We start from the raw sequence: 25,150 nt of genomic DNA on the forward strand, positions 1-25,150 counted from the left end.
ATCCCTGATTATGACTTGAAACGGCGTAATGCAATTAATCCAAATAACCCTAAAATTAATCCACCACCGACACTTCCCCCACCACCCGTACTCACAGATTTATCTTCAATACCAGATACAGGTTCCTGGACTACAGTTGCTGGAATCGAGATATATTGGAAATCTGAACCATCGTTAAATCTCGATACACTTGTAACGACTTGAATACTAAAAATATCTGCACCATGCCAATTACCATTTGGTGTATAAATTACATTTCCATTTTGATCTATAGTTACACTGCCTTTAGAAAATGGTGTATCCGTACTTTGTTTTATTTTCAAACAGCCGGGTTGCCATTCTTTACCATCAGGACGTTCACCGAATAAACGCTTACACGTGGCAGGTGTAACCAAGTCTGCTTCACTTAAAGAATTTAAAATATTAAATCTTGCGACTTGTCCATATTTAATATCCTGCCCCACTGTACCAATTTCATTATTTAAAATATATTCAATCGCCCCTAGATCACATAATTCATCGTAACCACTGCGATTTTTTCCACGTTGGTCAAGTCTCTCACAACTTGCTAAACCAACTGATGAACCATCACTATATAAACACCCTTTATTAATAATTAAAGAGTCGGCTAAAGTATTATAGCTCTCAAGTAACCTTGGCTTAAAGAAACCAAGAAAACTATCTTTTGGTGTATTAAATGGGCATAACAAGCCATTTTTTGCAGTTACATCACATATACCTTCATCACTATCGCCAGCAATTAATTTTTCATCTGCAGGAAAGATTATATTAGGAAGCTTTGATGTAGCATTACGATTACAGTCAGATATAACCAGATTACTTTGAATAATTGCTTTATCCGTTGAACTAGCCTGACAATTAATAGTATTTCCTACTAATATACTATTTGAAACTGAAGCATTACCTTGTGGAGCATCAAGAAATAAACCTGCCGCATTTTTAATCATTGTAATATTATTAACAAACATCCCATCTTTAATGTTTGCAATAAAACCAACTTTATTATGGAAAAAGGTACTATTACTAAAACCGATGGCACGTACATTTAAGTATCCACCAGTACTTTCATCATCAAATTTTGTTGCACCATAAAACAAGGCACCATCTGCAGAAGAGACTTCATTATCACGTACTACAGATTGGGTCACCAAATATAAAGGCTGCTCACTATAAATGACACCACCTTGGGTTGCTTTATTATTTTGAATCAAACTATTTATAATACTTACAAAGCCGGCTGTTTGACCTGTTTTAGATAATAATCCTTGGTTGTAAATCGCCCCACCTTGATTCGCATATCCACCAATCAGTCGAGAGTTCTGAATAGTCAGTTTTTCATGGTTTAAAATTAAACCGCCTGTTAATACATTAGAGCTTGCGCCTGCACCTTGTAAGTTAATATCACTTAAGGTCACAGCAAAAGATGCTTTCTCAACGCTACCATCATCAATTTTAAATAGCTGATCTGTACCTGCCATTTTAATGGTTGCATTATGAGAACCGGGCTGATCAGTATCAACTAATGTAGAATCGTTTTTTACTGTACTAATTGTAAGGGGTGCTGTAATCGTTATTCTGCTATTTAACGTATATTCTTTATCGCGCTGTAAAATAATATTTGATGAAGCGTCCTTATTTCCGCAGCCATGATAACCATTCGCATATTTTTCAACGTCAGCTGCGTTAGATGAACCACGATAATTCAAAAACTGTACTGCTTCTCGTAAAGTACAAACAGTATCATCTTTATCTTCATCCACTAAACTTGTAACTTCAATATCAGCAGAATAAGCGTGCCCAGCAGCAGCCAATAATGCAAAAGCAATGCTCCGTTTGAGCATACCCTTCTCCTTACCTATTTTTTTCATTTTTCTTTGTCAGTATTGCAAAGTTTCCACTTTTGCAAACGCATCCTTTGTGCGTACTTTGTCACAGGAATCAGAATTTCTCAAGATGTTTTGATCGGTCTATAGCGTCATTTTCGGTAGGGAACTTTCTAACTATTTGTACAATTAAAGATCTATTGATATATGAAAATTTTACTTATAAAAAATTTAAAAGTATTTTCCAAGGTTAAAAGAATAAGTAGATCGTGATTTTTATAGTAGGGAGAGCCTACTTAGGCTAATAAATTAAAAGTCCAGAAGCTAGAAAATTATTATTGTTGATATTCATCAATTAAAGCATAGATTTGTCTTAATGTTGCATTTGAAAGTTTAGTCTTCTCACCTTTAAGGAGTTTTTCTAATTGTGCTACGGTTTGCAATAGAATAGAAGCTTGATGAGGCCCATGTAAAAGTAAATAGTCTACAATCTGCTGATCAAAATGGATCCCACGTCTAGCCATTACAGAAGTGACTAAAGCATAGCGGTCAGCATATAAACTTCCGCTCGGCACTTTTACACTCACTGCTTGTGTAAGTCGCGATTGTAAATCTGGTAACTCTAGTTTTAATTCAATCGGTGCAACACGTGAAGAAAATACAAGTTGCCCTTCATGGTTATTCATTAAATGAAAAACAGCTTTTTGCCAGTGAGGCACCCCACTAATTGACTCAATATCATCTAAAGCCACCAGATCATAGTGCTCTAAGCAAGTAATTGCCTCAATTGGAGCATCGAGAAGTTCAAGCAAAGAAACTTTAATTGCAGATTTACCGACCTCTAAATAAGAATCACAAATCGCTGAAAGCAAATGGCTCTTGCCTGTTCCTGCGCCACCATAGATATAAAATCTATTTACTAGACCCGCATGTAGTTGTCGCACTGCATCCACTACATGCCCCCAACCTGGTCCCGAAAAATCACTGATTCGGGCATCAAGTTGAGGTTCTATATCCAGTTGGAGTTGACGCATATAATGAATTGGCCTTGAAATTATTTCTGATCTGAAAGATTCGGGGTATCTGTATCTTGCTGTTTTTTAACTTCAAGATCAAGTTTAGTATTTTCAGTTTCTACATGAAGTTGCTCAATATTACCCTCTTGGATTAATAATGTAGAAGATGGAGCATAGAATGAACTCCGTTCGTAATTTTCTCTGAGGTGTTTTAAGAGCACCACAATGACAGCCGCCACAGGTAATGCAATTAACATTCCTAAAAAGCCAGCCAATTGAGCCCCTGCTAAAACAGCAAATACAACTGCAACAGGTGAAAGACCAATTTTATCACCGAGTAGGAATGGCTGCAGAATATAGCCCTCTACTGCCTGCCCAATCATAAAGACTACGCCAACAAGTAATAAGTGTGTCCAGTCCATTCCAAATTGGAACAAACTTGCAATAACCGCTGCAATAATCCCGACTGCAAATCCTAGATAAGGAATAATACTGGCAAGACCTGCCACCATACCAATAATTAGGCCGACCTCTAGTCCAATTAATTGTAAGCCTACTGCATAAACTACACCGAGCAAAAGCATAACAAGGAACTGACCTTTAACAAATGCTCCTAACACGCTATGGCATTCACGGACGATTTGTAAGGTCGTAGCTTCATATGGCCGTGGAATGAGACGACGTAAGTTTTGTAACATACGGTCCCAGTCTAATAAGAAGTAAAAAGCAATAATTGGGATTAAAACAACTGTTCCACCAATTTGAATAAAATTAAGTCCTGATTGTGCAAGCTTTAATAAAACTGCTTGAATACTATCGGCACTGTAATTGGTCTGAACATAATCCATCACAGCTTTGGACATTTGATCGGTATCAATTTCCATTTGCTGGACATGGAATGTCGAAGAAATCCACGGTAATAGCTCTGCATTAATCCAATGGATCCCCGCTGGAATACTATCTCGAGCGTAAACAAGTTGTTTCCAGATCAGTGGAACTAGGTACCATAATGCAACGGTTAAAGTTACACCTATACCAATAAAAACAATACTAATTGCCAACCAGCGAGGTATCTTAATTTTTACTAGAACTTCGACTAGTGGACTAAATAAATAAGCCAGGAAAAAAGCACCAATAAATGGGATGACCACAGGCTTGAGCAAGTATAATACCCATACCAGCAATACAATACCTGCGAGTAAGAAAATACGGCGCAGTATACGATCTTGCATAAAATCTAGCCTTTTTTGATTTAATCGTTATAAATGGAAAAATATTTTTATTAAAGATAGCATTTTCGAGCATAAATAACATAAGAGTTTCGTATATTCAGGTTATAATCTGCCGCCAATGCGGAGACTTCATTTATGAGCAACTCAACTTCTACCCCAAATACCGGTTTAAGCTACAAAGATGCGGGTGTTGACATTGAAGCGGGCGACGCACTGGTCGATCGTATCAAGTCAGTCGCTAAACGTACAACTCGTCCAGAAGTAATGGGCGGACTTGGTGGCTTTGGTGCACTATGCAAAATTCCTAAAGGTTACGAAGAACCTGTTTTGGTTTCTGGAACTGACGGTGTAGGTACTAAACTACGTTTAGCACTTAACCTTAATCGTCATGACACAATCGGCCAAGATCTTGTCGCTATGTGTGTAAACGATCTTTTGGTTTGCGGTGCAGAACCACTATTCTTCCTCGACTATTATGCGACTGGTCACTTAAATGTCGATGTAGCTGCAAACGTAGTTACTGGTATCGGTAAAGGTTGTGAACTTGCAGGTTGTGCACTTGTAGGTGGTGAAACAGCTGAAATGCCTGGCATGTATGAAGGCGAAGATTACGATCTTGCTGGTTTTGCCGTAGGTGTAGTTGAGCAAAGCAAAATTATTGATGGCTCTAAAGTAAAATCTGGTGATGTACTTATTGGTGTTGCATCAAGCGGTGCTCACTCAAATGGTTATTCATTACTACGTAAAATCTTAGATGTTAAGAATGTAGACTTAACTCAAGTAATTGATGGTCGCCCTCTTGCAGATGTAGCAATGGAGCCAACACGTATTTATGTAAAACCAGTTCTAGAGCTTTGCAAACAAGTTGATGTACACGCGATGGCACACATCACTGGTGGCGGCTTACCAGGTAACTTACCACGTGTATTACCAAATGGTGCTCAAGCTGTAATTAATGAAGCTTCTTGGGAATGGCCAGAATTATTCAAACTTTTACAACGCGAAGGCAATGTAGAACGTTTTGAAATGTACCGTACCTTTAACTGTGGTGTAGGTATGGTCATTGCTGTTGATGCAAATGATGCAGAAAAAGCAATTGAAGTGCTTAATGCTCAAGGTGAAAAAGCTTGGAAAATCGGACATATCCAAGAAAATGCTGAATCAGTGGAAGGTGCAGACGAAAAAATTCGTGTGATCTTTGAATGATGAAAATTGCTGTTCTAGTCTCTGGGAACGGCAGTAACTTACAAGCCTTGATAGATGCAAATCTATCAGGGCAAATTGTAGGTGTACTGTCTAATAAAGCCGATGCTTATGCCCTAGAGCGTGCTCAAAATGCCAATATCGCGACAGCCGTAATCTCTCACAAAGACTTTCCTAGTCGTGAAGATTTTGATGAAGCTATGCATCAGCAACTTATCGCATGGCAAGCTGACGTGGTTATTTTAGCTGGCTTTATGCGTATTTTAACTGCTAACTTTGTCGATAAATGGCAAGGTAAAATGCTTAATATCCATCCTTCATTATTACCTGCCTATAAAGGCGTTAATACACATCAACGTGTATTAAATACGGGGGATCGATTACATGGCTGTACCGTTCACTTTGTGACTTCTGAACTTGATGCTGGTCAAGCAATTGCTCAATCTGCCATTGAAGTAAAAGAACATGACAATGTTGCATCCTTGGCCGAACGTGTACATAAACTTGAGCATTTTATTTATCCTCAAGTTGCAGAGTGGTTATGTAATGGCCAGCTCACATGGAAAAATGGACAAGCCTATTTCCGCAATCAAATTCTTGAACACCCTATTCGTTTTGCATCTTGGTAAAAGTTTGCTTAACGTCAATTAAAAAAGGACATGCATGCATGTCCTTTTTTTGCGAAAGCTTTATTAGCGTGAATTACGCTGAATAAGTTCCTTAATATAATTCACTGTATCAATCGGATGCTCTAGAGGGAACATATGCCCTCCTTCAACTACACTAAATGGAATCCCCATTTTACGTTTTGCCATTTGAGGAAAACCTCTTTTTAAGAAGGCACTCTCTTTTCCTACAACTAAATGTACTGGCATTTTCGGTTTTGGCATGGGTAACCACCACCAAGAAGGATTTTTACGGAAAATCGCAACTTCATCTTCACGGGAAATAGTTAACGTTACACCACCACGTACCGAGTCTTCTTTTAAAGCATAGTCAATGTATGCTTGAAAGCAATCTTCATCAAAGTCTTTATAAAAACCTTTTGGGCGTAACAATGCAGCTGCTTGCTCACGTGATTCCCAATGCTCGCGACGACGTGCAGATAAACCCGCTGGTGTCATATCATCAACTATTTTAGGCTTAAATAATTTTGCCATATGAAAAGCAAAAGAATATCTACCCAAAATAAGAGGCGGATCTAACATGATCACTTGTGAGAACAACTCAGGCCGTCTAAAAGAAGCCATTAAAGTTAAAACCGAACCGAGTGAATGACCCAGTCCAATCACTTTTCGCCCCTTCGCTTGACGTACAATACTATCAATTACCTGATCAACCAAAAAAGGCCAATGATTGGTAATCGGATAACGTTTGTCCGGTCCAATGAGTGGAACATAAATTACGTCATACTCATCTTTTAATTGATCAAACAATTTTTGATACACCATAGATGGCACGCCGTTGGCATGCGCAAAGTGTATAACCGGTTTTACTGACATACCGTTATCCTGCTTAAATTATTGTAGTTTTGCGTCCTGACTTGTTTGTAAGCGTTCAGCAACCGACTCACTTAAACCTTTCCCCATTTCTGATCCCATTCGCCCTAGAATGGATTGTAATGGGTTACGTTCAATCGTGTAGTCAACTTTATTATCAAGCTTCAGTTCACGCATCAAGCTTGTAATGTTACCTGAACGGTCAGCTACGCCTAACTGAATTGCTTGCTCGCCAGTCCAGAAAAGACCAGAGAAAATAGCAGGATCATTAGTTTTTAAGCGTTTCCCACGTCCTTCTTTAACTGCGTTAATAAAGTGAGTATGAACATTATCGAGTACAGATTGGATATGTTGTCTTTGTACAGGATTAATCGGTTTTGTCATACTTAAAATGTCTTTATTCGTCCCCGCTGTAAGAGTTCGGTCTTCAATTCCTAGTTTTTGAGCTAAACCAGTAATGCCATAGTTTGGCATAATGACACCAATTGAACCTACCAAACTTGATGGATTCACAATAATTTCATCGGCAGCAGAAGCAATATAATAAGCACCCGAAGCACCCATATCGCCAATTACCGCATAGACTTTCTTGTCAGGATGCTCTTTTTTCAAATAGCGAATTTCCTGCCAGATTTCATCTGACTGAACAGGTGAACCACCAGGAGAATTAATATTAAGGGCAATTGCTTTACTATTCGATGCCTCAAAAGCACGTTTAAGCGCTTTGTTTGTATCTTCACTATTCACAGCCTGATTGCTTGAAGCATCAATAGTTCCAATAATATCAACTACTGCAAGGTGAGCACTGCTACTATTTGCTGTAGAGCCATCTTTAGTGGTCGAACAGCCTTTGCCCATTAAGACGATAATGAACAATAGATAAATAAAAGTAAGTGTTTTAAAGAATATACCCCAGCGACGACTACGGCGTTGTTCTTCTACAGAAGCCAGTACAGCTTTCTCAAGGATTTGCCATTCCGGTCCGTTCTGTTTAGGGGTTATAGGTTCATTTTGTGGTTTTGGTGGCCAATCGGACATAAAATTCCAATCCAAATCAATCGAAATGATGTCATTATATACGTTGATTTGATAAAAACTGTCTAAATAATATGATTTCATTTATAATATTTTTGTCTTTTTTTACTTGTTGTTTCTTCCTTACTTACTGCTATAGATGACTAGACCAGATTCAAAAAGCATGAACTATCAATTACTCAAAACATTTAGCCGCCAACCCATTCAATTTGGGCGTTTTCTTGCTCGTCTGTTAGCAGGACTTGTAAATACTCTAAAAATTACTAGAACATCAAAAAGTATTGAGCTTAACTTAAGAATTGCGCTTCCGTATTTAACACCTCAGCAGCGTATAGCGATTACAGAAAAAGCTGTAAGAAACGAATTAACTTCATATTTTGAGTTTTTAAGTATTTGGGGCTCATCAAATAGTAAAAATATCTCACGCATTCACCGTATTGAAGGTGAACATTTTTTTCATGAAGCATTAGCTGCAAAAAAAGGTGTAGTTCTTATTGTTCCACATTTTGGTACGTGGGAAGTCATGAATGCATGGTGTGCTCAATTCACATCAATGACCATTTTATATAAACCGGTTAAAAATGCTGATGCAGACCGTTTTGTGCGAGAAGCCCGTAGCCGTGAACAAGCGAATCTCGTCCCTACCGATGAAAGCGGTGTAAGACAAATTTTTAAAGCATTAAAACAAGGTGAAACGACAGTAATTTTGCCGGATCATACCCCTAATGTGGGTGGAGATATGGTGAACTATTTTGGTGTTCCACTTGCCTCAAGTAATTTAAGCGCAAAACTCATCCAGAAAACTAAAGCAAAAGCTCTGTTTCTTTATGCGATCCGTAATGAAAATGATGGCTTTACCATGCATATCGAGCCAATGGATGAGAAAATCTATGAGGGTACTGCGGACGATGGAACGTATGTCATCCATCAAGCAATTGAGCAACTCATTTATCAATATCCAGAACACTATCACTGGAGCTATAAACGTTTTAAAGCGAACCCTGCTTTAGACAATATCTATAATATCGATCCGACAGAAGCACTTAAAATTGTAGATAGGCTCAAAGCAGAAGCTTTAAAAACCTCTACTCAACCAGAGCCTATCCAAACGTCGGTCATGTAAAACTATTTTGTGATTTTCCAATACAAAATTTAAGGTCCCTTGTTCCACAGTACTTTTTAGCGGAATATGTAGAGCTTTTAAACGTGCTATAACTTCTTGGCTAGGATGGCCATAACGGTTATCAAAACCTGCCGATGCAATGGCCAGTTTAGGTTTTAAGGTCGCCAAGAAATCATAAGCCGAACTGTGCTTACTTCCATGATGTCCTAGCACCAACACATCTATCTTCAAGTTAGGATAATCTTTTAATAACTCGTATTCAGCTTCCCATCCTGCATCGCCCATAATAAGAAAATTTTGGTAACCACCAACTTTTTTAAATTGAAGATATACAACACAAGAATATTGATTCTGGTTAGAAGTAACAAAAGCCAGATCTTTTTCTTTAGGCCATAAAATTTGAATATCTAACTCAGGATAATGCCATTGTTGCCCTTGATGGCAATATTGGAATGGTTGCTTTAAATCATTTGGTAATTGTTCATTCGAAATAAGCTGCTTTACAGGAATCTCTTGTTGAATAAGAGGAAACGCGCCACTATGGTCTTGATCAAGATGGGATAGCACAACATGATCTAATTGTCTTACGCCTTGCTGACGTAGAAAAGGCACTACAACATTTTGTCCAATACTAAATATTTTTTCATCGTAAGAACCGCCTGTATCAATTAACCAGTTTTGTTCGGAATGTTGTAAAAAAATGGCTTGCCCCTGTCCAACATCTAAAATATTAAGCTGAATTTGCTGACTCGTTTTGTTCATAATAACTAAGGGTAAACAACATAATATCCCCCAAGTTTTGGGCAGAATTCCTTTAGGTAAAAATAAAATAATTATGGCAAAACTAATCGCTAATAAAGACAGTGGCGTCAAGCTTATACCTTGTAATGGTAAAGAGAGTTTTTCTAATAAGCCCAAACAACTCAGCAATATGCTGAGCAACATATCATTGAAATGAAAAAGCATATTTCCAAATGGTTTTACTACAAACCATGCGCAAGCAGCTATGATGTTTAAAGGGACAATAACACCACCAACAATAGGTACAGCAATAATATTGGTTAATGGAGCAACCCAAGAAATTTGTTGAAAGAAAAGTAAGGTTAAGGGACTCAATGCAATAAATATTTTGCCTTGAGATTCAATTAACACCTTACTCATAAAAATCATTTTTGAGCTCAGACTTAAAAAATGTTGCTGAGGTAGCTGCGCTATAGTTTGGTAAATTCTTAATAAAATAAAACATGCCCCATAAGACAGCCAAAAACCTGCAGAAAGCACACTAAACGGGTCAATTAGCAACAGTAGACTTGCGCTATATACGAGTAATGTAAAAGGTTTAATAGGTTGTTTTAATAATAGAAATCCAATAAATATAAATACTGATAATAATGTTCGTAGTGCAGGAATTTCGAAACCTACAAATGCAGTATAAATTAAAACACCAAGGCAGCATGGTACAGTCATCAAAACCTGTTTCGGTTTCCATAAGTAAATTTGAGGATAATAACGACTGATAAATTGATGACATGCCCAAGATAACATAATGGCAAAAATGAGCACATGTGGGCCTGAGATCGCCAATAAATGACTAATTCCTAATTGTTTGAACTGTAGTTGAGTTTCATCTGATAAAAGGCTTTCATCACCTGTCAGCAAAGCTAAAATTAAACCCTTTTGCTGTATAGATGAGCTGTTTAATATTTGCCTAAAAGTTAAGCGAAGTTTTTCTATATTTAAACGAAAACTATTGGAAAAAGACTGTTGTTCTTTTAAATGTTGCTGATAGCCCAATCGATAGATTTCATCAAGGCTTAAAGGCTCAATATATCTCACGTTAAAACCAGACATAATATTTCGCTGAATAAACCACTTTTCCTGATCAAAAGCTCCTGAGGTGGCATAACTATGCGCAGGTCTTGTTTTTCCAGATATTCGATAATAGTGACCTAATTCAAGATTCTGATTATTCTTTAATAAATTTTGATTATTACTTTTTAAATATAGCAACCAATTCACCGGTTCTTTAGAAAGATTTAGAACTTGTGCAGTTTGTTGAACCTTATTATCTTTTTCTTCACTTAAACGGTTTATATAGACAATAATGTCGAGATTTCGGGTATCCGTTTCTCTTTGTTCTAATCGTTCAATCAGTGCTTTTTCAGCATAGTGGTAACCAACCATAAAAAGACTTGTTGTACATAATAAGCAAAACACTGCCTTTAAAAATGGTCGATCAACGAACATTGGTCGTTTATAAAGATAAAAAATAATGGCAAGTAACAGTAGAGCCTCGCCCACTTTTTCATATTGCATGATTAAAGGGAAATCTATTCCCATCAATGCAATACCGCCAATCCACCCCAATAGAATAATCTTAAACATTTAAAAATCTAGTCATTATCATTTTAGGGGCAAAATTAAAGCCCAACTCAGTGGGCTTTAACAATGTGATTTAATGACAATTTTTTTAAGAACCGTTTACCCACAGCCCATCTTCCATATGCAAGATTGAATCTGCTGCCTGAGCTAATTGCTCATCATGGGTCACAATTAACATTGCCATGTTGAGTTCTTTCTTAAGATCGGTGAGCAACTCGAAAATACCTACTGCTGTTTTACGATCTAGGTTACCCGTAGGCTCATCAGCTAGTACTACCGCAGGCTTAGTCACTAATGCACGAGCAAGCGCAACACGCTGACGCTCACCACCTGAAAGTTCACCTGGTTTATGGTCCATACGATGAGATAGCCCCACTCGATCTAGCAAATATTCAGCCTGTGCCTTTACCGACTTATATTGACTGTCTGCTCGAAGCATTAAAGGCATCGCTACATTTTCAAGAGCAGTAAATTCAGGTAATAAATGGTGGAACTGGTAAACAAAACCTAAGTATTGGTTACGTTGAAAGCCACGTTCCGCTTCACCTAAATTATCAAAGCGCTGACCATTCAAAAATACCTGTCCTTTAGTCGGCTGATCTAAGCCACCAAGTACATGCAACAAAGTACTTTTACCTGAACCACTTGCTCCGACAATAGATACAAACTGCCCTGCTTCCACTTGTAAAGAGAGACCTTTAATGACTTCAACCTTAGATTTACCGTCATCAAAATGTTTATAAATATCTTTTGCTTCTAAAACGACTTTACTCATAACGCAATGCCTCGGCAGGTTGAACTTTGGCTGCACGAAGCGCCGGATAAATAGTTGCCAAGAAACTTAAGAGTAAAGAAACAATCACAATAATTGTCACGTCTTGCCATCTTAAGTAAGAAGGTAAGTAATGTACAAAATAGGCATCGAACAGATTAAGTCCGAGAACATTATTAAACCAAGAAATAATATCGCTGATCGTAAGTGCCAGAATAACCCCTAAAACCGTACCCGCAACTGTACCGATCACACCAATAACCGTACCTTGCACCATAAAGATTTTAGTAATCATAGATGGCGATGCACCTAAAGTACGTAAAATTGCAATGTCCGATTTTTTGTCAGTCACGACCATAACTAAAGACGAAACAATGTTAAATGCAGCAACTACAATAATTAGTACAAGCAATAAACCGACTAATGTTTTTTCCATTTGGATGGCATTAAATAAGTTGCCATGTGTATAGGTCCAGTTTGTTGCGTAGAAATTGCTTGGCAAATTCTTCACAATGTCATCGGCAACTTGAGGAGCGGCAAAAATGTCATCTAATTTTAGACGAACGCCTTGAGCGCCATCAGGTAAACGCAATAAAGTTGAAGCATCATATAAAGCAATGTATCCAACCATCGAGTCAACTTCAGCACCTACACTGAAAATACCCACCACTTTAAAGCGTTTAAAACGAGGTACAACACCAGCTGGAGATGGAGTCGCTTCAGGTAAAACCAATGTCACGCTATCGTTTAGACGTAAGCCAAGCGAATCGGCCATGTCTTTACCAAGTACGATACCGAATTCACCTTTTTTAAGTGAGTCGAGGCTACCGGCAACAATATGATTTTGAATGATAGAGACATTCTTTTCATATTTAGGGTCAATACCCGTCACCATAATACCTGCCACTTGCCCTTGAGCAGTTAACATACCTTGCAATTGGGTAAAAGGTGCAACTCCAGTCACGTGGGGATGATTTTCAACTCGTTTAACCAGTTCAGGCCAATCCGTAAGGATTTGCGTCGATGAAACTGTCGCTTGCGGTACCATTCCCAAAACACGATTTTTTAATTCGCGGTCGAAACCGTTCATTACAGAAAGTACCGTAATTAGTACAGCGACACCAAGTGTCAAACCGACCATCGAAACCAATGCAATAAAAGAAATAAAATGATTACTGCGTCGAGCGCGAGTATATCTCAACCCTATATACAGTGAGATTGGTTTAAACATACCTTCTAAATCCAAGGTCATTGATGGAAAAAGAGAAGTGTTCATTCACACTTCTTATTTAGCCATATCGTTAGATGCTGTATTAAGGCTTAAAAATCAGTAAGTTCTGATCTATCCTTAACAATCCTAATATTATATTGCTGCGCTATTTTCTACTACTTAAGATATGAGATCAATTTGATCATGCATTTAGCTACGAATTAGAACAATTTAATGAATAAGCTCAACAAATTACCCTCATCTTCTCCTACTTAGACTTAATATGTTGAGCAAAATTACGATTTGCTTGAATGTCTTTATAAAAATATAGAAATAGACCAAATAAGATAATGAAAGCTCCCACAAAAACCATAATCGACAATTGTTCATGGTTTAAAACAGCTCCAATGATCATTGCTAGCATTGGTGTAATGACTGTCGTTAACGATAAAGTGGTCGGTTTTATATTCTGAACAAGTTTGAAATAACAGAACATAGCCACAAGTGAAGCCATCAGAACTGTATAAATTAATGCAAATAAAGATTTAGCTTGTGGTAAATGAGTCGGTGCATATTGCCAAATAAATGGAATAAGGCAGCTTGCCAAAATTGAAGAAACCAAGATCGAACCGGTCGCTTGAGCCATTGGCTGAATTTTGGCATTCACTTTCTTTACCCAAAATATAGAAAATGAATAAACAAAAACACTGACCAACATTAAGACAATACCAAATGGATGCACATGTTGATTTGAACCATTTAAACAAATGATCGCTAGTCCACAAACAGCAACAGCCATACCTAGCCACTGCAATTTAAAAAGATGCTGACCAAAAGCAAAACGTCCAATCAATCCAGCCATAATGGGTGCTAGACCAAACATCAAGGCAATCATGCCAGAACTTAAATATTGGGTCGCAGCATAGGTAAAAATTTGCGAGCCGATTAAACTAAAAGACCCTGCAAAATAACTATGTAAAGCTTGCTTATGAGTTGGAAAAGAAGTTTTTAGAACAAGTAAAACAATAACCGACAGAGGCAAAGCTATATAAAACCGTAACAGTAAAGCCCACATGACATGTAAGTCAGATACGCTCCATACAATGGCTAAAGGTGTCGTTGCCCAGATAAATACAAGCAAGACATAAGTTGAAGCCAAGTTGGTTTGGGATGGCATAAGAGGCTCACTAAGCAGTTTTACGTTTTTGCTTTAAAATCGTTTGGTCGAGTGCACTAGAAAATTCGCGCTTATCACGTTCTGAAATAGGTGGTGGACCACCCGTCTGTACACCAGCGCCGCGCAGCGTATCCATAAAATCACGTAAGTGCAAACGTGCTTTTACGTTCGCTGTGGTATACACCTCACCACGTGGGTGAATCGCAATACCACCTTTCTCAATAACTTGAGCTGCGAGTGGAATATCTTGCGTAATGACAATGTCATTTTCAGACATACGATTCACAATTTCCTGATCGGCTTGATCGGCCCCACTTAAAACTTGCAGAGATTTAATACGTACTGAAGGAGTAATACCGACATTTTGATTGGCTACAAAAATCACTTCTAATTGATAACGATCCGAAGCTCTTAAAATGACTTCACGCAAAATTTTAGGTAATGCATCTGCGTCTACCCACAACTTGAATGGCAGCACGTTATTCTCTATTTCCACTAAAAATATAAGTCTAACAGATGCATTTCATTAGAGAATAGCGCTAAATATAAAACTTGTTTTCTAAATTTAATTTGAACAATACGTTAATAATTATTTATGTATTCACTTAGCAGCACATGTTTTTGCTAGGTAGAGAACTTTTTAATAACTAAATACGTGCTTTTACAAGAGAATTTACATATGTTGACTTGAAAAATAGCAATTACCCTCGATTTAATATATCAAGTGAGATAAACCCAACATCAATCGTACCTATGAAAAATCAAAACAGTCCAGAAGTTATTACGGTAAACGACCAAAATTTTGGTAGTCATGGAGAGCATTGGAATCTACTGACTTCCCATCCAGAGACAGATGTACCAAAATGGCTTGGACTAGCGCTTGATGCTCCTGTAATGCCAATGGGTTTATGTCAAAATGAAGACGAAATGGATCAATCTTTTTGGCTCATTCAAGGTCCACAAGGTCAGAAGGTCACCATTAATCAAATTATTGCAGTTGAAAATCAAAAACCTCGTGCTTTAAAAACTGCCTTCCCTAGTTTTGATAGTCCCTATCAATATAATGCCCAAATTGAGCGCATCATTACTTGTGACTCTGCTACTCAAGCAGTATTAAGTTTAAAATTAAATAAAAGTACAACGATTTATGCATTTGATAATTTATTTAGCGTTAATCGTTGCCAATATGACAAAACCCAAACTTATCAAGTCCAATTTAATGCATGGGCCTATGAATTAGAATCAGTGCCTGCGGGAGAAACAATTGTCGTAGATGATCCAGCGTCAATTAAACATCACCGTGCATTAAATGCGATTTTAACTGAACATAATGGAATTGCACCCGAAAACCTACAAGAACTGATTAATGAATGGCAACCAAAAACTAAAGAAGATCAAGAACCTGTAACGGTTGATTTTTCTAAAATGGTTGCATATTTATATGGAGAAAATCTTGGTCAAGAAGATGAAGCTTGGTTCCAAGGTAATATTGTCGGTAAAACTTCAATGTCATTTATGGGTGCAGAATATACTCTTTATGATGTCACTTTAGTTTTAGAAGACAACCTTCCTGCCATATTAGTGCGCATTGCTACAAAAAATGATTTGTACAAAAACTTTAATATTGGCGAATATATTCGTGGCAATATCTGGATTCAGGCGAATATTTATGCTAAAAATAGTGAAACTAATTGAATTTCACTAATATTTTAAAAATTAGGCTATTGAATGAAGATTATACCTGAACAAACCACCAGCCTCATTCAAACTAGTAACCCACGTATAAGGGTCGATACTGGTGCGTTTTGCTTTTTCGTTTTAGGTATGTTCTTAGCCGCAATGATGATACATCAATTTGGTTTTATGCCTTTTTAATTGATCATTTATATAAAAATAAAGCCCTCTTTTTGAGGGCTTTATTCATTTTATGACTTAACCATTACGTTTAGCAAAATCATCCATAAAGCGGATAAGCGCCTGAACGCCTTCTAATGGCACAGCATTATAAATACTTGCACGCATACCACCTACTGAGCGGTGACCTGCTAAGTTCAATAAGTGATTTGCTTCAGCTTCTTTCAAGAATTGCTTTTCTAAAGCTTCATCTGCCAAAGTAAATGGTACATTCATAATTGAACGATTTGGAATGGCAATCGGGTTATTATAAAAGTCGCTTGAATCGATATAACCATAGAGTAACTGAGCTTTTTCAAGGTTAACTTTATGGATAGCATCTACCCCACCCTGCTCTAGTAACCATTCAAATACTAAACCAGACAAGTACCAAGCATAAGTCGATGGTGTATTTACCATAGAGCCATTCTTGGCTTGATCAGCATATTTTAAAATGCTTGGAATCTCTGCTTTAGCTTGATCCAGTAAGTCATCACGGATAATAACAATTGTTAAACCAGCAGGACCAATATTTTTTTGCGCACCTGCATAGATGAGACCAAATTTCGAAACATCAAGTGGAGCAGATAAAATGCTTGATGAAAAATCACATACTAGTGGGGCTTTAACATCAGGAACGTCAGCAAACTGTAAACCGCCAATTGTTTCGTTATCGGCATAATGGACATAAGCTGCATCGTCAGATAAGTTCCATTCGCTTTGCTCAGAAATGGCGAACTTACCGTCTACTTTAATACCAGCTTCTACAACATTAATATCGCCATAACGTTTTGCTTCTTTTAAAGCTTTTTCAGACCAAATTCCAGTATGGATATAATCTGCTTTGTTATTTTTTCCAAGCAGATTTAAAGGAATTGCTGAAAATTGTAATGACGCGCCACCTTGTAAAAATAGCACTTTATAGTTTTCAGGAATATTCATGAGCTTACGCAAATCTGCTTCAGCTTTTTCCGCAACAGCAACATAGTCAGCACTACGGTGACTCATTTCCATGATGGATAGGCCCTTACCTTGCCAATCCAACAATTCTTGTTGAGCTTTTTCTAAAACGGCAGTAGGTAATGCAGCAGGACCAGCACAGAAATTGTACGCGCGCATGATTTTTCCCTTGTAAAAGTGAAACACAATAAAAAAAGGCATTTAACCACAGATTGCTTAAGGTTGCAGCAGCTTCTCTAGTAAATATTTCAATGCTAGGGCGTGTTTATGCCTATTTTTTCAATAACTATTTTATTTATTTCATTGCTTTCACTTATTTTTTTATAAGTTTTATTAAATAAAGTTCAACTTGACTTGTGAATATAGTTTCCCATACTGTGATGAACATATAAAAACTTGCTGTATGATTTTCCATCAAGCAAAAATAACCTCAAAATCATTTTGTGCTTTTATACAATTGTATAATAAACAATATGATAATTGAATTTAATAACAAGAAATTTAAACTATAAGGGATGATCAAAAATTGTTATATAAAATGCCAACACATCAATATCGACAGTCTAAACGTCCTTTTTTGTTTAAACCCAATTACCTTGCGTTGGTATTGGGAGTATTAATTGCAACGCCTATTTATGCGCAAAGTTTAAGTTATGCTGAAGCAGAACAACAGGCTTTAAAAAGCTCATACAGCACTCAAGCCAACCAAGCATTACAACAAGCCTCTCAGTTAGAAGCCGAAGCGGTAAAAGGTTTAGGACTCCCCAGAGTTGATTTAAATGTGAGGGCATATGCTTTTCATAGTGAAACAGATGTACCCTTAGGCTCTTTTAAACAAAAACTTGAAAATGATTTAAGCCAAGGACTCAATGATAAATTATCCCAGTGGAACAATGTCATTCCATCAGATGTTTTAGGTCAAGTTCAGGAAGGCTCAAACCAAATCATACATGACGGTATAAACCGTTTTCCTGACTACGCTAATTTGACTGTAGAAGACCAAGTAGTCCGACCATCTATTTCAGTGGTGATGCCGCTCTACACAGGTGGGTTAACAACTAGTGCAAAAAAAATAGCTAACATTCAGGCTCAACGCTCCGAGCTTTCAAGCCAACAACAACAAGATATCCAGCGCTTCGAAGTCGTACAAAGTTATTTTAATGTGCAATTACAACAACAACTGGTCGCAAGTAGTCTATTTAACTTTAATGCAATGCAAAAACATTACAGCAATGCGTTAAAGCTCGAACAGCAAGGTTTTATTAGTAAAGGGCAACGTATGCAGTTTGAAGTTGCTCGTAACAATGCCGAACGAACTCTACAAAATGCGCAGGCAAATCTGAATGCTAGCCAATTTAATTTAAACAATCTTTTGCACCAGCAAAATAATGCTGATTTAAGTACTCCTCTTTTTGTAAATACTGTTCGTAGCCAATCGTTAGAATCTCTTTTAAGCAGTTACTCTCAAAAATCTAGCCTTGTGCAAAAAATGCAGTTAGACACTCAATTGGCAAATGCAAATATTCAGGCTCAACAAGCAGCAAAAAAACCGAGTCTTTTCGCTTTTGGTGAGTATTCACTCGATGAAAATGAAAACTGGATTGTAGGTGTTATGGCAAAATACAATCTTTTTTCTGGCGTAGATAAAAATAAGAATATTCATGCTGCCGAATTAAAACGTTATGCTTCAGAACTCATGACTGAACGAACTAAACAAGAGATTGAAGCATTATTGAATAAGTCTTATAACGAGCTCAATTCAGCACAGCAAAGTCATACGCTATTACAAAGGAATATCAGCGCAGCTCAAGAAAACCTACGTATTCAGGAACTTTCTTTCCGAGAAGGCATAGGTACAGCGACTCAAGTGATCGATGCACAAAATGCATTAAGTGCTTTAAAAACAGAAATGGCTTTAAATGCTTATAAATATGTCATGTCGCTCGCAACTCTGTTGCAAAGCCATGGTTCTATGGACCAGTTTAAAGCTTATGTGACTCAACCACACACTGACTATATTCGCTAATGGGGGCATAACATGAATCAAGACTCAGCTCATTCAGAACAAAATTCTCCTGTTGCGGGTACGGCAGAAACTCACCAAAATCAGCAAAATACTCAAACCGACAATACTCAAGAAGTAAAAACGAGTAAAAGTGATTCTCAACCTCCTAAAAATTCGAAAATTAAACTAATTATTGCGGTCGTGGTTATTGCTCTATTAGGATTAATCATTTTTGGTTTGTGGAAAAGCTATCAACCTAAGCCTATTGAATTACAAGGCCGAGTTGAGGCTGAAACAGTTCATGTCAGTACTAAGGTTCCGAGCCGTATTGAAGAAATTTATGTGCAAGAGGGCCAGAAAATTTCCAAAGGTCAGCCTCTTGTTCGTTTAGTCAGCCCTGAAATAGAGGCTAAAAAACAACAAGCTTTAGCCACCCTACAATCAGCTTTGGCATTTCAATCTACGGTAGACCGAGGTTCTCAACAGGAAAATATTGATACTCTTTATGCCAATTGGCAGAGTATGAAAGCACAGGCAAACCTTGCTAAAACCACTTATCAACGTGGAGAAAATTTATATAGACAAGGTGTTATTTCTCGTCAAAGAAGAGATGAGATGTTAGCCGCACAGACTTCTGCTCAAGAGTTAAGTGAAGCAGCTTATCAACAATATGCTCGAGCAAAGCGCGGAAGTACCAGTCAGCAGAAATCTACAGCGGATGCACAAGTTGAAATTGCAAAAGCCGCGGTAAGTGAAGCTCAAGCACTTGAGGCAGAAACTCGTTTACTCGCTCCTATTTCAGGTACAGTTTCAAAAACTTATGGCAAACCTTCTGAACTCGTTGCTATGGGTGTACCTGTTGTCAGCATTTTAGAAGATGATGATTTGTGGGTCAGTTTAAATGTCGGTGAAAACCAATACGCTTCTGTTTATAAAAACAAAACGCTAGAAGGTTTCATTCCTGCGCTGAATCAAACTGTGATGTTTAAAGTGAAAAATATTGATGCCGAAGGCGAATTTGCCACCATTAAAACCACACGTCAGACCGGTGGTTATGACATTCGTAGTTTTAAATTACATTTGGCGCCTGAGCGTCCTGTCAAAGACTTAAAAGTTGGCATGAGTGTTCTATTTAAAATTAAAGAAGAAAAATAAAACATGTTTGCCAGCATATTACGTGAACTAAACTATTTAAGAAGCAATAAATGGGATTTGTGTATGGTGACACTCATCCCTGCTTTTATCATTTTTTTGTTTAGCAGCATGTTTTATGCAGGTAAAGCTGAACATTTACCCATTGCCATTATTGATCAAGACCAGAGTGAACTAAGCCGTAATATTGGAAAGTATCTTTCACTAAATCATACAGTCGATGTAAAAACAATTACTACAAGCTCAAGTGAAGCCGAGAGATTACTCAATGAAACCAAAATATGGGGTTATGTTTTTATTCCGGATGGTGCCGAAAAACGTTTTGTGAAAGCTCAAGATGCTCAAATCAGTATTGCTTTTAACCAATCTTTTTTTAGTGTCGGGAACACGATTTCCTCGGCGATGTTAGTCAGCACTCTCAATGCTTTAGCAGACTATGCTGGCCAGAATTATCTTGCAAATAATATTCCCTATTTAGATGTCCCTACAGCACACGTCAAAATTTCAACGCTTTATAACCCGAGTATGAGCTATGAGTTCTATTTAGAACCCTTCATGGTTCCAGCCGTATTACATTTATTACTATGTTGCTGTGTGGCATTTGCCATTGGACAAGAAATTAAACGCGGCACACTAACACAGTGGGTGAACCGAGAAAGTTTTATTCAGGGCTTATTGGCTAAAAATTTGCTGTATAGCTTTATTTTCTGTTTCTGGACTTGGTTATGGATGTTTTGGCTGGTTGAAATTCGAGGCTGGTTTGTAGCAGGTTCACTAAGTTTCTTATTAGCTGCTCAGTTCTTACTTTATTTTTCTTATGCTTTAATTAGTAGCACCGTCATTCTCGCGACCAAAAATTTAAGTAAAACTTTTGGTTTTATTGCAGTATATGGCGGATCTTCTTTAAGTTTTGCAGGCGTTACTCTACCTTTAAATAATGCACCGATTTTCACTAAATTTTGGTCACTGATTATTCCGTACACCCCTTATGCAAAGCTCCAGACCGAACAATGGGTGATTGGAAGTCCACTTTTCATTTCAATGTCTCCCTTCTTAATACTTATTGGCTACTGCCTTATTTATTTCTTTTTAAGTTGTTTGCTGCTTAAAAAACTGGTTCAAGGAGCAACACCATGAAGGAATTTTTAAAGGCTTACGTTCAAACATTTAAAGATATTGTGAGTAACAGTTCAGTTTTCACAACACTTATTTTATCCGTCATTCTTTATAGCTTTTTTTATCCGACAGCCTATAAAGCTGAGCGCGCAGAATCAATTCCAATTGTCATTGTTGATGAAGAACAAAGTCTTTTAACTTCTCAAGTCATTGGTCAAACAGCCAATAGCCCTCACGTTAAAATTGTTGATGTCACTGGTAATTTTCTTGAAGCTGAACAAATGGTTCGCGAACAAAAAGCCGATGGTATTTTACTTTTACCAAGCAATTTAACGCAGAGCTTACGCCGCGGAGAAACTGGCGGAATCGGCTTATACTTAAGCACAACCAACTTTTTAAAAACTAAAGAAATTGGGTTAGGTCTTGCCACCTCTATTGAAGCAACTTTAAAGGAATATATTGAAAGGTTTGGACAACGTACACACTTTCAGCCTGCTCTTTCTATTCATCAAATGCCTTTATTTAATACGCTTTCAGGCTACGGTAGTTATATTTTCCCTGCAGTTGCATCACTTATTATTCACCAAACAATTGTGTTAGGTTTGGCCATGCTGGTTGCAAGTTACCGCGAACAACATGAAAAAATTACCCCTATTCGTTTTGCAGGAATTTTTGCCAGTATCTTTACAATTGGTTGTTTAGGAAGTTTTTATCTTTTTGGTTTTACCTTGTGGTTCAATGACTATCCACACGGTGGAAACTTTGTCGGTTTGCTAGTCGCTGTTCCTATTTTCATTAGCTGTGTAATTGGATTAGGTATGCTAATTGGCTCACTTTTAGATATGCCGGAACGTGCCGGACATATTATTGTATTTAGCTCAGTTCCTCTTTTCTTATTAACTGGGGCAGCTTGGCCTCATCAAGCCATGCCTGAATGGTTGCAATGGTTTGCTTGGTGTTTACCCTCTACACACGCCGTACAGATGTTTGTACAACTTAATCAAATGGGCGTGCCTTTAAATGTCGTGGTCCCGAAATTAATTTTTCTTGCGACTATTGGGGTTATATTTTTAATTACTGCCTATTCACGTTTAAAAGTATCTAAATAAACTTATTTATAGGCTAATTAAAGTGTACAGATTATATTTTTATTTACTATAAAATCTTATAGTTAAAGCTTATTTCTTAAAAAAATTGACTTAAATTTTATAAAAAATCAAATAAATTCAAACAATTATTTTACTTCAATTGTCATAAAACCTTAAGAAAACTTTAAGTTGGAATTAAGGAAATTTCTCCATATTAAAAACGTATAGTTTTTCAGCAGCTAAGCAGAATAATTCTGTAACCCTGCCCTATAGTGGAATTTAGATATGGCAAAGGTGTGCTATTGCGCAGATGACTTTGCAATGAATGCAGAGATATCTGACGCAATTATTCAACTTATTGAACAAGGTGCGCTTCAAGCCACCTCATGTATGACCCAATCTGATTTATGGGAAACTGCTGCTGCCAAATTAAAACCGTTTAGTGATCGAGTTGATATCGGTTTACATTTAAATCTTACTTATGCTTTCGCTTCGGGTAATCTGGTTTTTCCCTTACCTATGCTTATAGTCCGAGCATGGTTTGCAAGTCTTAATCGCGAATTAATCACTCAATGTATTGAGGAGCAATGGGACTTATTTGTTTCAGTATTAGGAAAACAACCTGACTTTATAGATGGTCATCAACATATTCATCAATTTCCATTTATACGTGATATTTTGCTGCAATTATTAAAAGAGAAAAAATTTACGGGTTGGATTCGAAATTTACAACAGCCAATCAATCCCCCTCATTACCGTTTTAAAACTCGTATGCTCTCAGCATTAGGTTCTAACTCTTTGGCAAAAGCTTGCCAGACATATCACTTTAATCAAAATGGCCAATTTGCTGGCATCTATGATTTCAAACTGACCAATTATGGCGAACTCAATCAATATTGGCTTGCGAATGCAAAAGACCATTTACTGATTATGTGCCATCCAGCACTTGCACAATCAAATGATCAAGATCCAATTCAACACGCCCGAATTCAAGAATATCAATACTTCAGTTCGGCTCAGTTCCAACTTGATTGTCAACAATACGGTATCCAGCTCACCAGACTAGGGGCAATGCAATGAATATAAAACCCTTTTTATCCTGCGTTGTTCCAGCCTACAACGAAGCAGAAAATTTAAAAACATTTATTCCTGCTTTGGCAAATAGTCTAAAACAGCAAAATCTTAGCTATGAAATTATTGTGGTAGATGATGGAAGTAAAGACGATACCATTCCAATTTTACAAACAATGATTGAGGATTATCCTTTAGTTGTGCTGGAGCTTTCACGGAACTTTGGCGAAGAAGCAGCTTTAAGTGCTGGTTTAGACCATGTGTCTGGTGAAGTTGCTCTACTGATTGATGCTGATTTTCAACATCCATTTGAAGCAATTCCAACCATGATTAATCTTTGGAAAAATGGTTATGACATGGTCTATGGTATTCGTAATCGTACAACCGAATCATGGCTTAAACGTGTTCTAACCCAAGCTTATTACCGTATTTTAAACTTAAGTTCACCTATTGATATTCCAGAAAGTGCTGGAGACTTCCGGCTACTCGATGCAAAAGTTGTTGAAGCTATCAAACAATTACCAGAAAAAAATCGTTATATGAAAGGCCTATATGCTTGGGTTGGCTTTAAAAGTATAGGCATTAATTTTTCTGAGCAAGAACGTCAACATGGCCGTTCTAGCTTCAACTTAAAATCTCTTTTTAACTTGGCCATGTCAGGTTTAACAGGTTTTTCTGATTTACCTTTACGCGTATGTATTTACTTAGGTGCAATTCTGGCCTTAGGTGCGATGAGCTACGGCGTATGGATTATCATTAAAACTTTGATTGAGGGAATTTCCATTCCGGGCTGGGCAACACTTGCGGCAGGTATGACGCTATTAGGTGGTATTCAATTGTTATTCATAGGAATTTTAGGTGAATACATTGGCCGCATTTATGCTGAAGTTAAAAACCGCCCAAAATATATTATTTCTACCGAGCATTCTCGTACTAAGCAGGAACATTCAATCGCCCACCAAGAAAATACGTTCTCTAGTTTCTAATGTTTGCTCATATTCTTCAGCTTGCACGGTTTACTACTACCGGGACCGCAGCAGCACTTACTCATTATAGTGTAGCCATGCTTCTATTTAAGAAACATGTTGCACTGCAATATGCCAATTTATGCGCTTTTCTACTGGCCTATTGGGTGAGCTATTTTGGGCACCGCGTTTTTACGTTTAAAGCGCAACATCTTACGCATCGGCAGACTCTCCCAAAATTCACGTTGGTTGCCGGCTTAGGGTTTTTATTTAATGAAAGTTTTCTTTTACTTTCAAACCTCTATTTTAACGTACCTGTTTCAACCTTAGTGTGTACTGCAATTGTTCTGACATCTATGGTGACTTTTTTACTTAACCGTTTTTTTGCATTCCAACATTAAGGATTA

23 protein-coding genes and 1 pseudogene are annotated in these 25,150 nt (G+C 37.4%); 13 read left to right on the forward strand and 11 right to left on the reverse strand.

Annotated elements, in window-relative coordinates; genetic code table 11:
* Positions 1-8: 8 nt before the first annotated feature.
* From rbtA to cxpE, 3 genes are all read right to left on the reverse strand, one after another.
* Positions 9-1,862 (reverse strand): rhombotarget A, encoded by a 1,854-nt coding sequence (gene rbtA, locus MKL62_RS18560; protein WP_270899798.1) that lies wholly within the window; start codon positions 1,860-1,862, stop codon positions 9-11.
* Positions 1,863-2,179: 317 nt separating this feature from the next.
* Entirely contained in the window at positions 2,180-2,878 is a 699-nt protein-coding gene (hda, locus tag MKL62_RS18565) for a DnaA regulatory inactivator Hda (RefSeq protein ID WP_001249535.1), read from the reverse strand.
* A gap of 20 nt (positions 2,879-2,898) precedes the next feature.
* A complete protein-coding gene (cxpE, locus tag MKL62_RS18570) occupies positions 2,899-4,092 on the reverse strand; it encodes a chloramphenicol efflux transporter CxpE (protein WP_001153980.1) in 1,194 nt (397 codons plus the stop codon).
* A 135-nt stretch (positions 4,093-4,227) separates the two neighbouring features.
* Here cxpE and purM point away from each other — a divergent pair, with 135 nt between their 5' ends.
* Together purM and purN are read left to right on the forward strand one after the other, a co-directional pair.
* Positions 4,228-5,298, forward strand: a complete 1,071-nt coding sequence (gene purM / locus MKL62_RS18575) for a phosphoribosylformylglycinamidine cyclo-ligase (protein ID WP_000071984.1) — start codon at positions 4,228-4,230, stop codon at positions 5,296-5,298.
* Positions 5,295-5,924 (forward strand): phosphoribosylglycinamide formyltransferase, encoded by a 630-nt coding sequence (gene purN, locus MKL62_RS18580; protein WP_000975534.1) that lies wholly within the window; start codon positions 5,295-5,297, stop codon positions 5,922-5,924. Before purM ends, purN begins: the two co-directional genes overlap by 4 nt.
* A gap of 63 nt (positions 5,925-5,987) precedes the next feature.
* On the opposite strand, the gene MKL62_RS18585 is transcribed toward purN, so the two are convergent.
* Both MKL62_RS18585 and sppA read right to left on the reverse strand, forming a co-directional pair.
* Positions 5,988-6,797 carry an alpha/beta fold hydrolase gene (locus MKL62_RS18585; protein ID WP_000114072.1) on the reverse strand — a complete coding sequence of 270 codons (810 nt, stop codon included), beginning with the start codon at positions 6,795-6,797 and terminating at the stop codon, positions 5,988-5,990.
* A gap of 18 nt (positions 6,798-6,815) precedes the next feature.
* Entirely contained in the window at positions 6,816-7,832 is a 1,017-nt protein-coding gene (gene sppA, locus MKL62_RS18590; protein WP_025469996.1) for a signal peptide peptidase SppA, read from the reverse strand.
* Positions 7,833-7,968: 136 nt separating this feature from the next.
* Between sppA and MKL62_RS18595 the strand changes: the two genes are divergently transcribed.
* A complete protein-coding gene (locus MKL62_RS18595) occupies positions 7,969-8,952 on the forward strand; it encodes a lysophospholipid acyltransferase family protein (protein WP_001984639.1) in 984 nt (327 codons plus the stop codon).
* On the opposite strand, the gene MKL62_RS18600 is transcribed toward MKL62_RS18595, so the two are convergent.
* From MKL62_RS18600 to MKL62_RS18610, 3 genes are all read right to left on the reverse strand, one after another.
* Entirely contained in the window at positions 8,905-11,337 is a 2,433-nt protein-coding gene (locus MKL62_RS18600) for a DNA internalization-related competence protein ComEC/Rec2 (RefSeq protein WP_005128106.1), read from the reverse strand. The genes MKL62_RS18595 and MKL62_RS18600 overlap by 48 nt on opposite strands.
* Before the next feature lie 85 nt (positions 11,338-11,422).
* The gene (lolD, locus tag MKL62_RS18605; RefSeq protein ID WP_000049406.1) at positions 11,423-12,109 is read right to left on the reverse strand and encodes a lipoprotein-releasing ABC transporter ATP-binding protein LolD; all 687 of its coding nucleotides are present in this window, start codon (positions 12,107-12,109) and stop codon (positions 11,423-11,425) included.
* On the reverse strand, positions 12,102-13,337 hold the full coding sequence (locus MKL62_RS18610; RefSeq protein ID WP_001984636.1) for a lipoprotein-releasing ABC transporter permease subunit: 1,236 nt from the start codon (positions 13,335-13,337) through the stop codon (positions 12,102-12,104). Before MKL62_RS18610 ends, lolD begins: the two co-directional genes overlap by 8 nt.
* Positions 13,338-13,474: 137 nt before the next feature.
* On the opposite strand from MKL62_RS18610, the pseudogene MKL62_RS19665 reads away from it, so the two are divergent.
* Positions 13,475-13,555, forward strand: a pseudogene (locus tag MKL62_RS19665) (PilZ domain-containing protein); the annotation flags it as partial.
* Between the two features lie 29 nt (positions 13,556-13,584).
* On the opposite strand, the gene MKL62_RS18615 reads toward MKL62_RS19665, so the two are convergent.
* Both MKL62_RS18615 and MKL62_RS18620 read right to left on the reverse strand, forming a co-directional pair.
* Complete coding sequence (locus MKL62_RS18615) at positions 13,585-14,493, reverse strand: DMT family transporter (protein ID WP_001140078.1); 909 nt, start codon at positions 14,491-14,493, stop codon at positions 13,585-13,587.
* Between the two features lie 10 nt (positions 14,494-14,503).
* Positions 14,504-14,989, reverse strand: a complete 486-nt coding sequence (locus MKL62_RS18620) for a YaiI/YqxD family protein (protein WP_001985538.1) — start codon at positions 14,987-14,989, stop codon at positions 14,504-14,506.
* Between the two features lie 257 nt (positions 14,990-15,246).
* On the opposite strand from MKL62_RS18620, the gene MKL62_RS18625 reads away from it, so the two are divergent.
* Together MKL62_RS18625 and MKL62_RS18630 are read left to right on the forward strand one after the other, a co-directional pair.
* Entirely contained in the window at positions 15,247-16,188 is a 942-nt protein-coding gene (locus tag MKL62_RS18625) for a hypothetical protein (RefSeq protein ID WP_000795874.1), read from the forward strand.
* A gap of 33 nt (positions 16,189-16,221) precedes the next feature.
* The gene (locus tag MKL62_RS18630) at positions 16,222-16,368 is read left to right on the forward strand and encodes a hypothetical protein (RefSeq protein ID WP_000691795.1); all 147 of its coding nucleotides are present in this window, start codon (positions 16,222-16,224) and stop codon (positions 16,366-16,368) included.
* A 57-nt stretch (positions 16,369-16,425) separates the two neighbouring features.
* Here the strand turns inward: MKL62_RS18630 and serC are convergent, their stop codons facing one another.
* Positions 16,426-17,505, reverse strand: a complete 1,080-nt coding sequence (serC, locus tag MKL62_RS18635; protein WP_005109584.1) for a 3-phosphoserine/phosphohydroxythreonine transaminase — start codon at positions 17,503-17,505, stop codon at positions 16,426-16,428.
* Positions 17,506-17,884: 379 nt separating this feature from the next.
* Here serC and MKL62_RS18640 point away from each other — a divergent pair, with 379 nt between their 5' ends.
* The 7 genes from MKL62_RS18640 to MKL62_RS18670 all read left to right on the forward strand — a co-directional run bounded on the left by MKL62_RS18640 (position 17,885) and on the right by MKL62_RS18670 (position 25,144).
* Positions 17,885-19,372: a TolC family protein gene (locus MKL62_RS18640; protein WP_005128105.1), complete on the forward strand. Its 1,488-nt coding sequence runs from the start codon at positions 17,885-17,887 to the stop codon at positions 19,370-19,372.
* 12 nt (positions 19,373-19,384) lie between these two features.
* Entirely contained in the window at positions 19,385-20,506 is a 1,122-nt protein-coding gene (locus MKL62_RS18645) for an HlyD family secretion protein (protein WP_005128104.1), read from the forward strand.
* Between the two features lie 3 nt (positions 20,507-20,509).
* Positions 20,510-21,640: an ABC transporter permease gene (locus MKL62_RS18650; RefSeq protein ID WP_322916974.1), complete on the forward strand. Its 1,131-nt coding sequence runs from the start codon at positions 20,510-20,512 to the stop codon at positions 21,638-21,640.
* Positions 21,637-22,728 carry an A1S_2622 family ABC transporter permease subunit gene (locus tag MKL62_RS18655; protein WP_005128103.1) on the forward strand — a complete coding sequence of 364 codons (1,092 nt, stop codon included), beginning with the start codon at positions 21,637-21,639 and terminating at the stop codon, positions 22,726-22,728. The genes MKL62_RS18650 and MKL62_RS18655 overlap by 4 nt, the downstream gene beginning before the upstream one ends.
* A gap of 264 nt (positions 22,729-22,992) precedes the next feature.
* Complete coding sequence (locus MKL62_RS18660; protein WP_005128102.1) at positions 22,993-23,787, forward strand: ChbG/HpnK family deacetylase; 795 nt, start codon at positions 22,993-22,995, stop codon at positions 23,785-23,787.
* On the forward strand, positions 23,784-24,764 hold the full coding sequence (locus MKL62_RS18665; RefSeq protein WP_005128101.1) for a glycosyltransferase family 2 protein: 981 nt from the start codon (positions 23,784-23,786) through the stop codon (positions 24,762-24,764). The genes MKL62_RS18660 and MKL62_RS18665 overlap by 4 nt, the downstream gene beginning before the upstream one ends.
* Positions 24,764-25,144, forward strand: coding sequence for a GtrA family protein (locus tag MKL62_RS18670; RefSeq protein ID WP_000457363.1), 381 nt, complete (start codon positions 24,764-24,766; stop codon positions 25,142-25,144). The genes MKL62_RS18665 and MKL62_RS18670 overlap by 1 nt, the downstream gene beginning before the upstream one ends.
* Positions 25,145-25,150: the final 6 nt, after the last annotated feature.

The organism is Acinetobacter sp. AOR01_HL (genome assembly GCF_027855455.1).
In the GTDB taxonomy this organism is placed as follows: domain Bacteria; phylum Pseudomonadota; class Gammaproteobacteria; order Pseudomonadales; family Moraxellaceae; genus Acinetobacter; species Acinetobacter baumannii.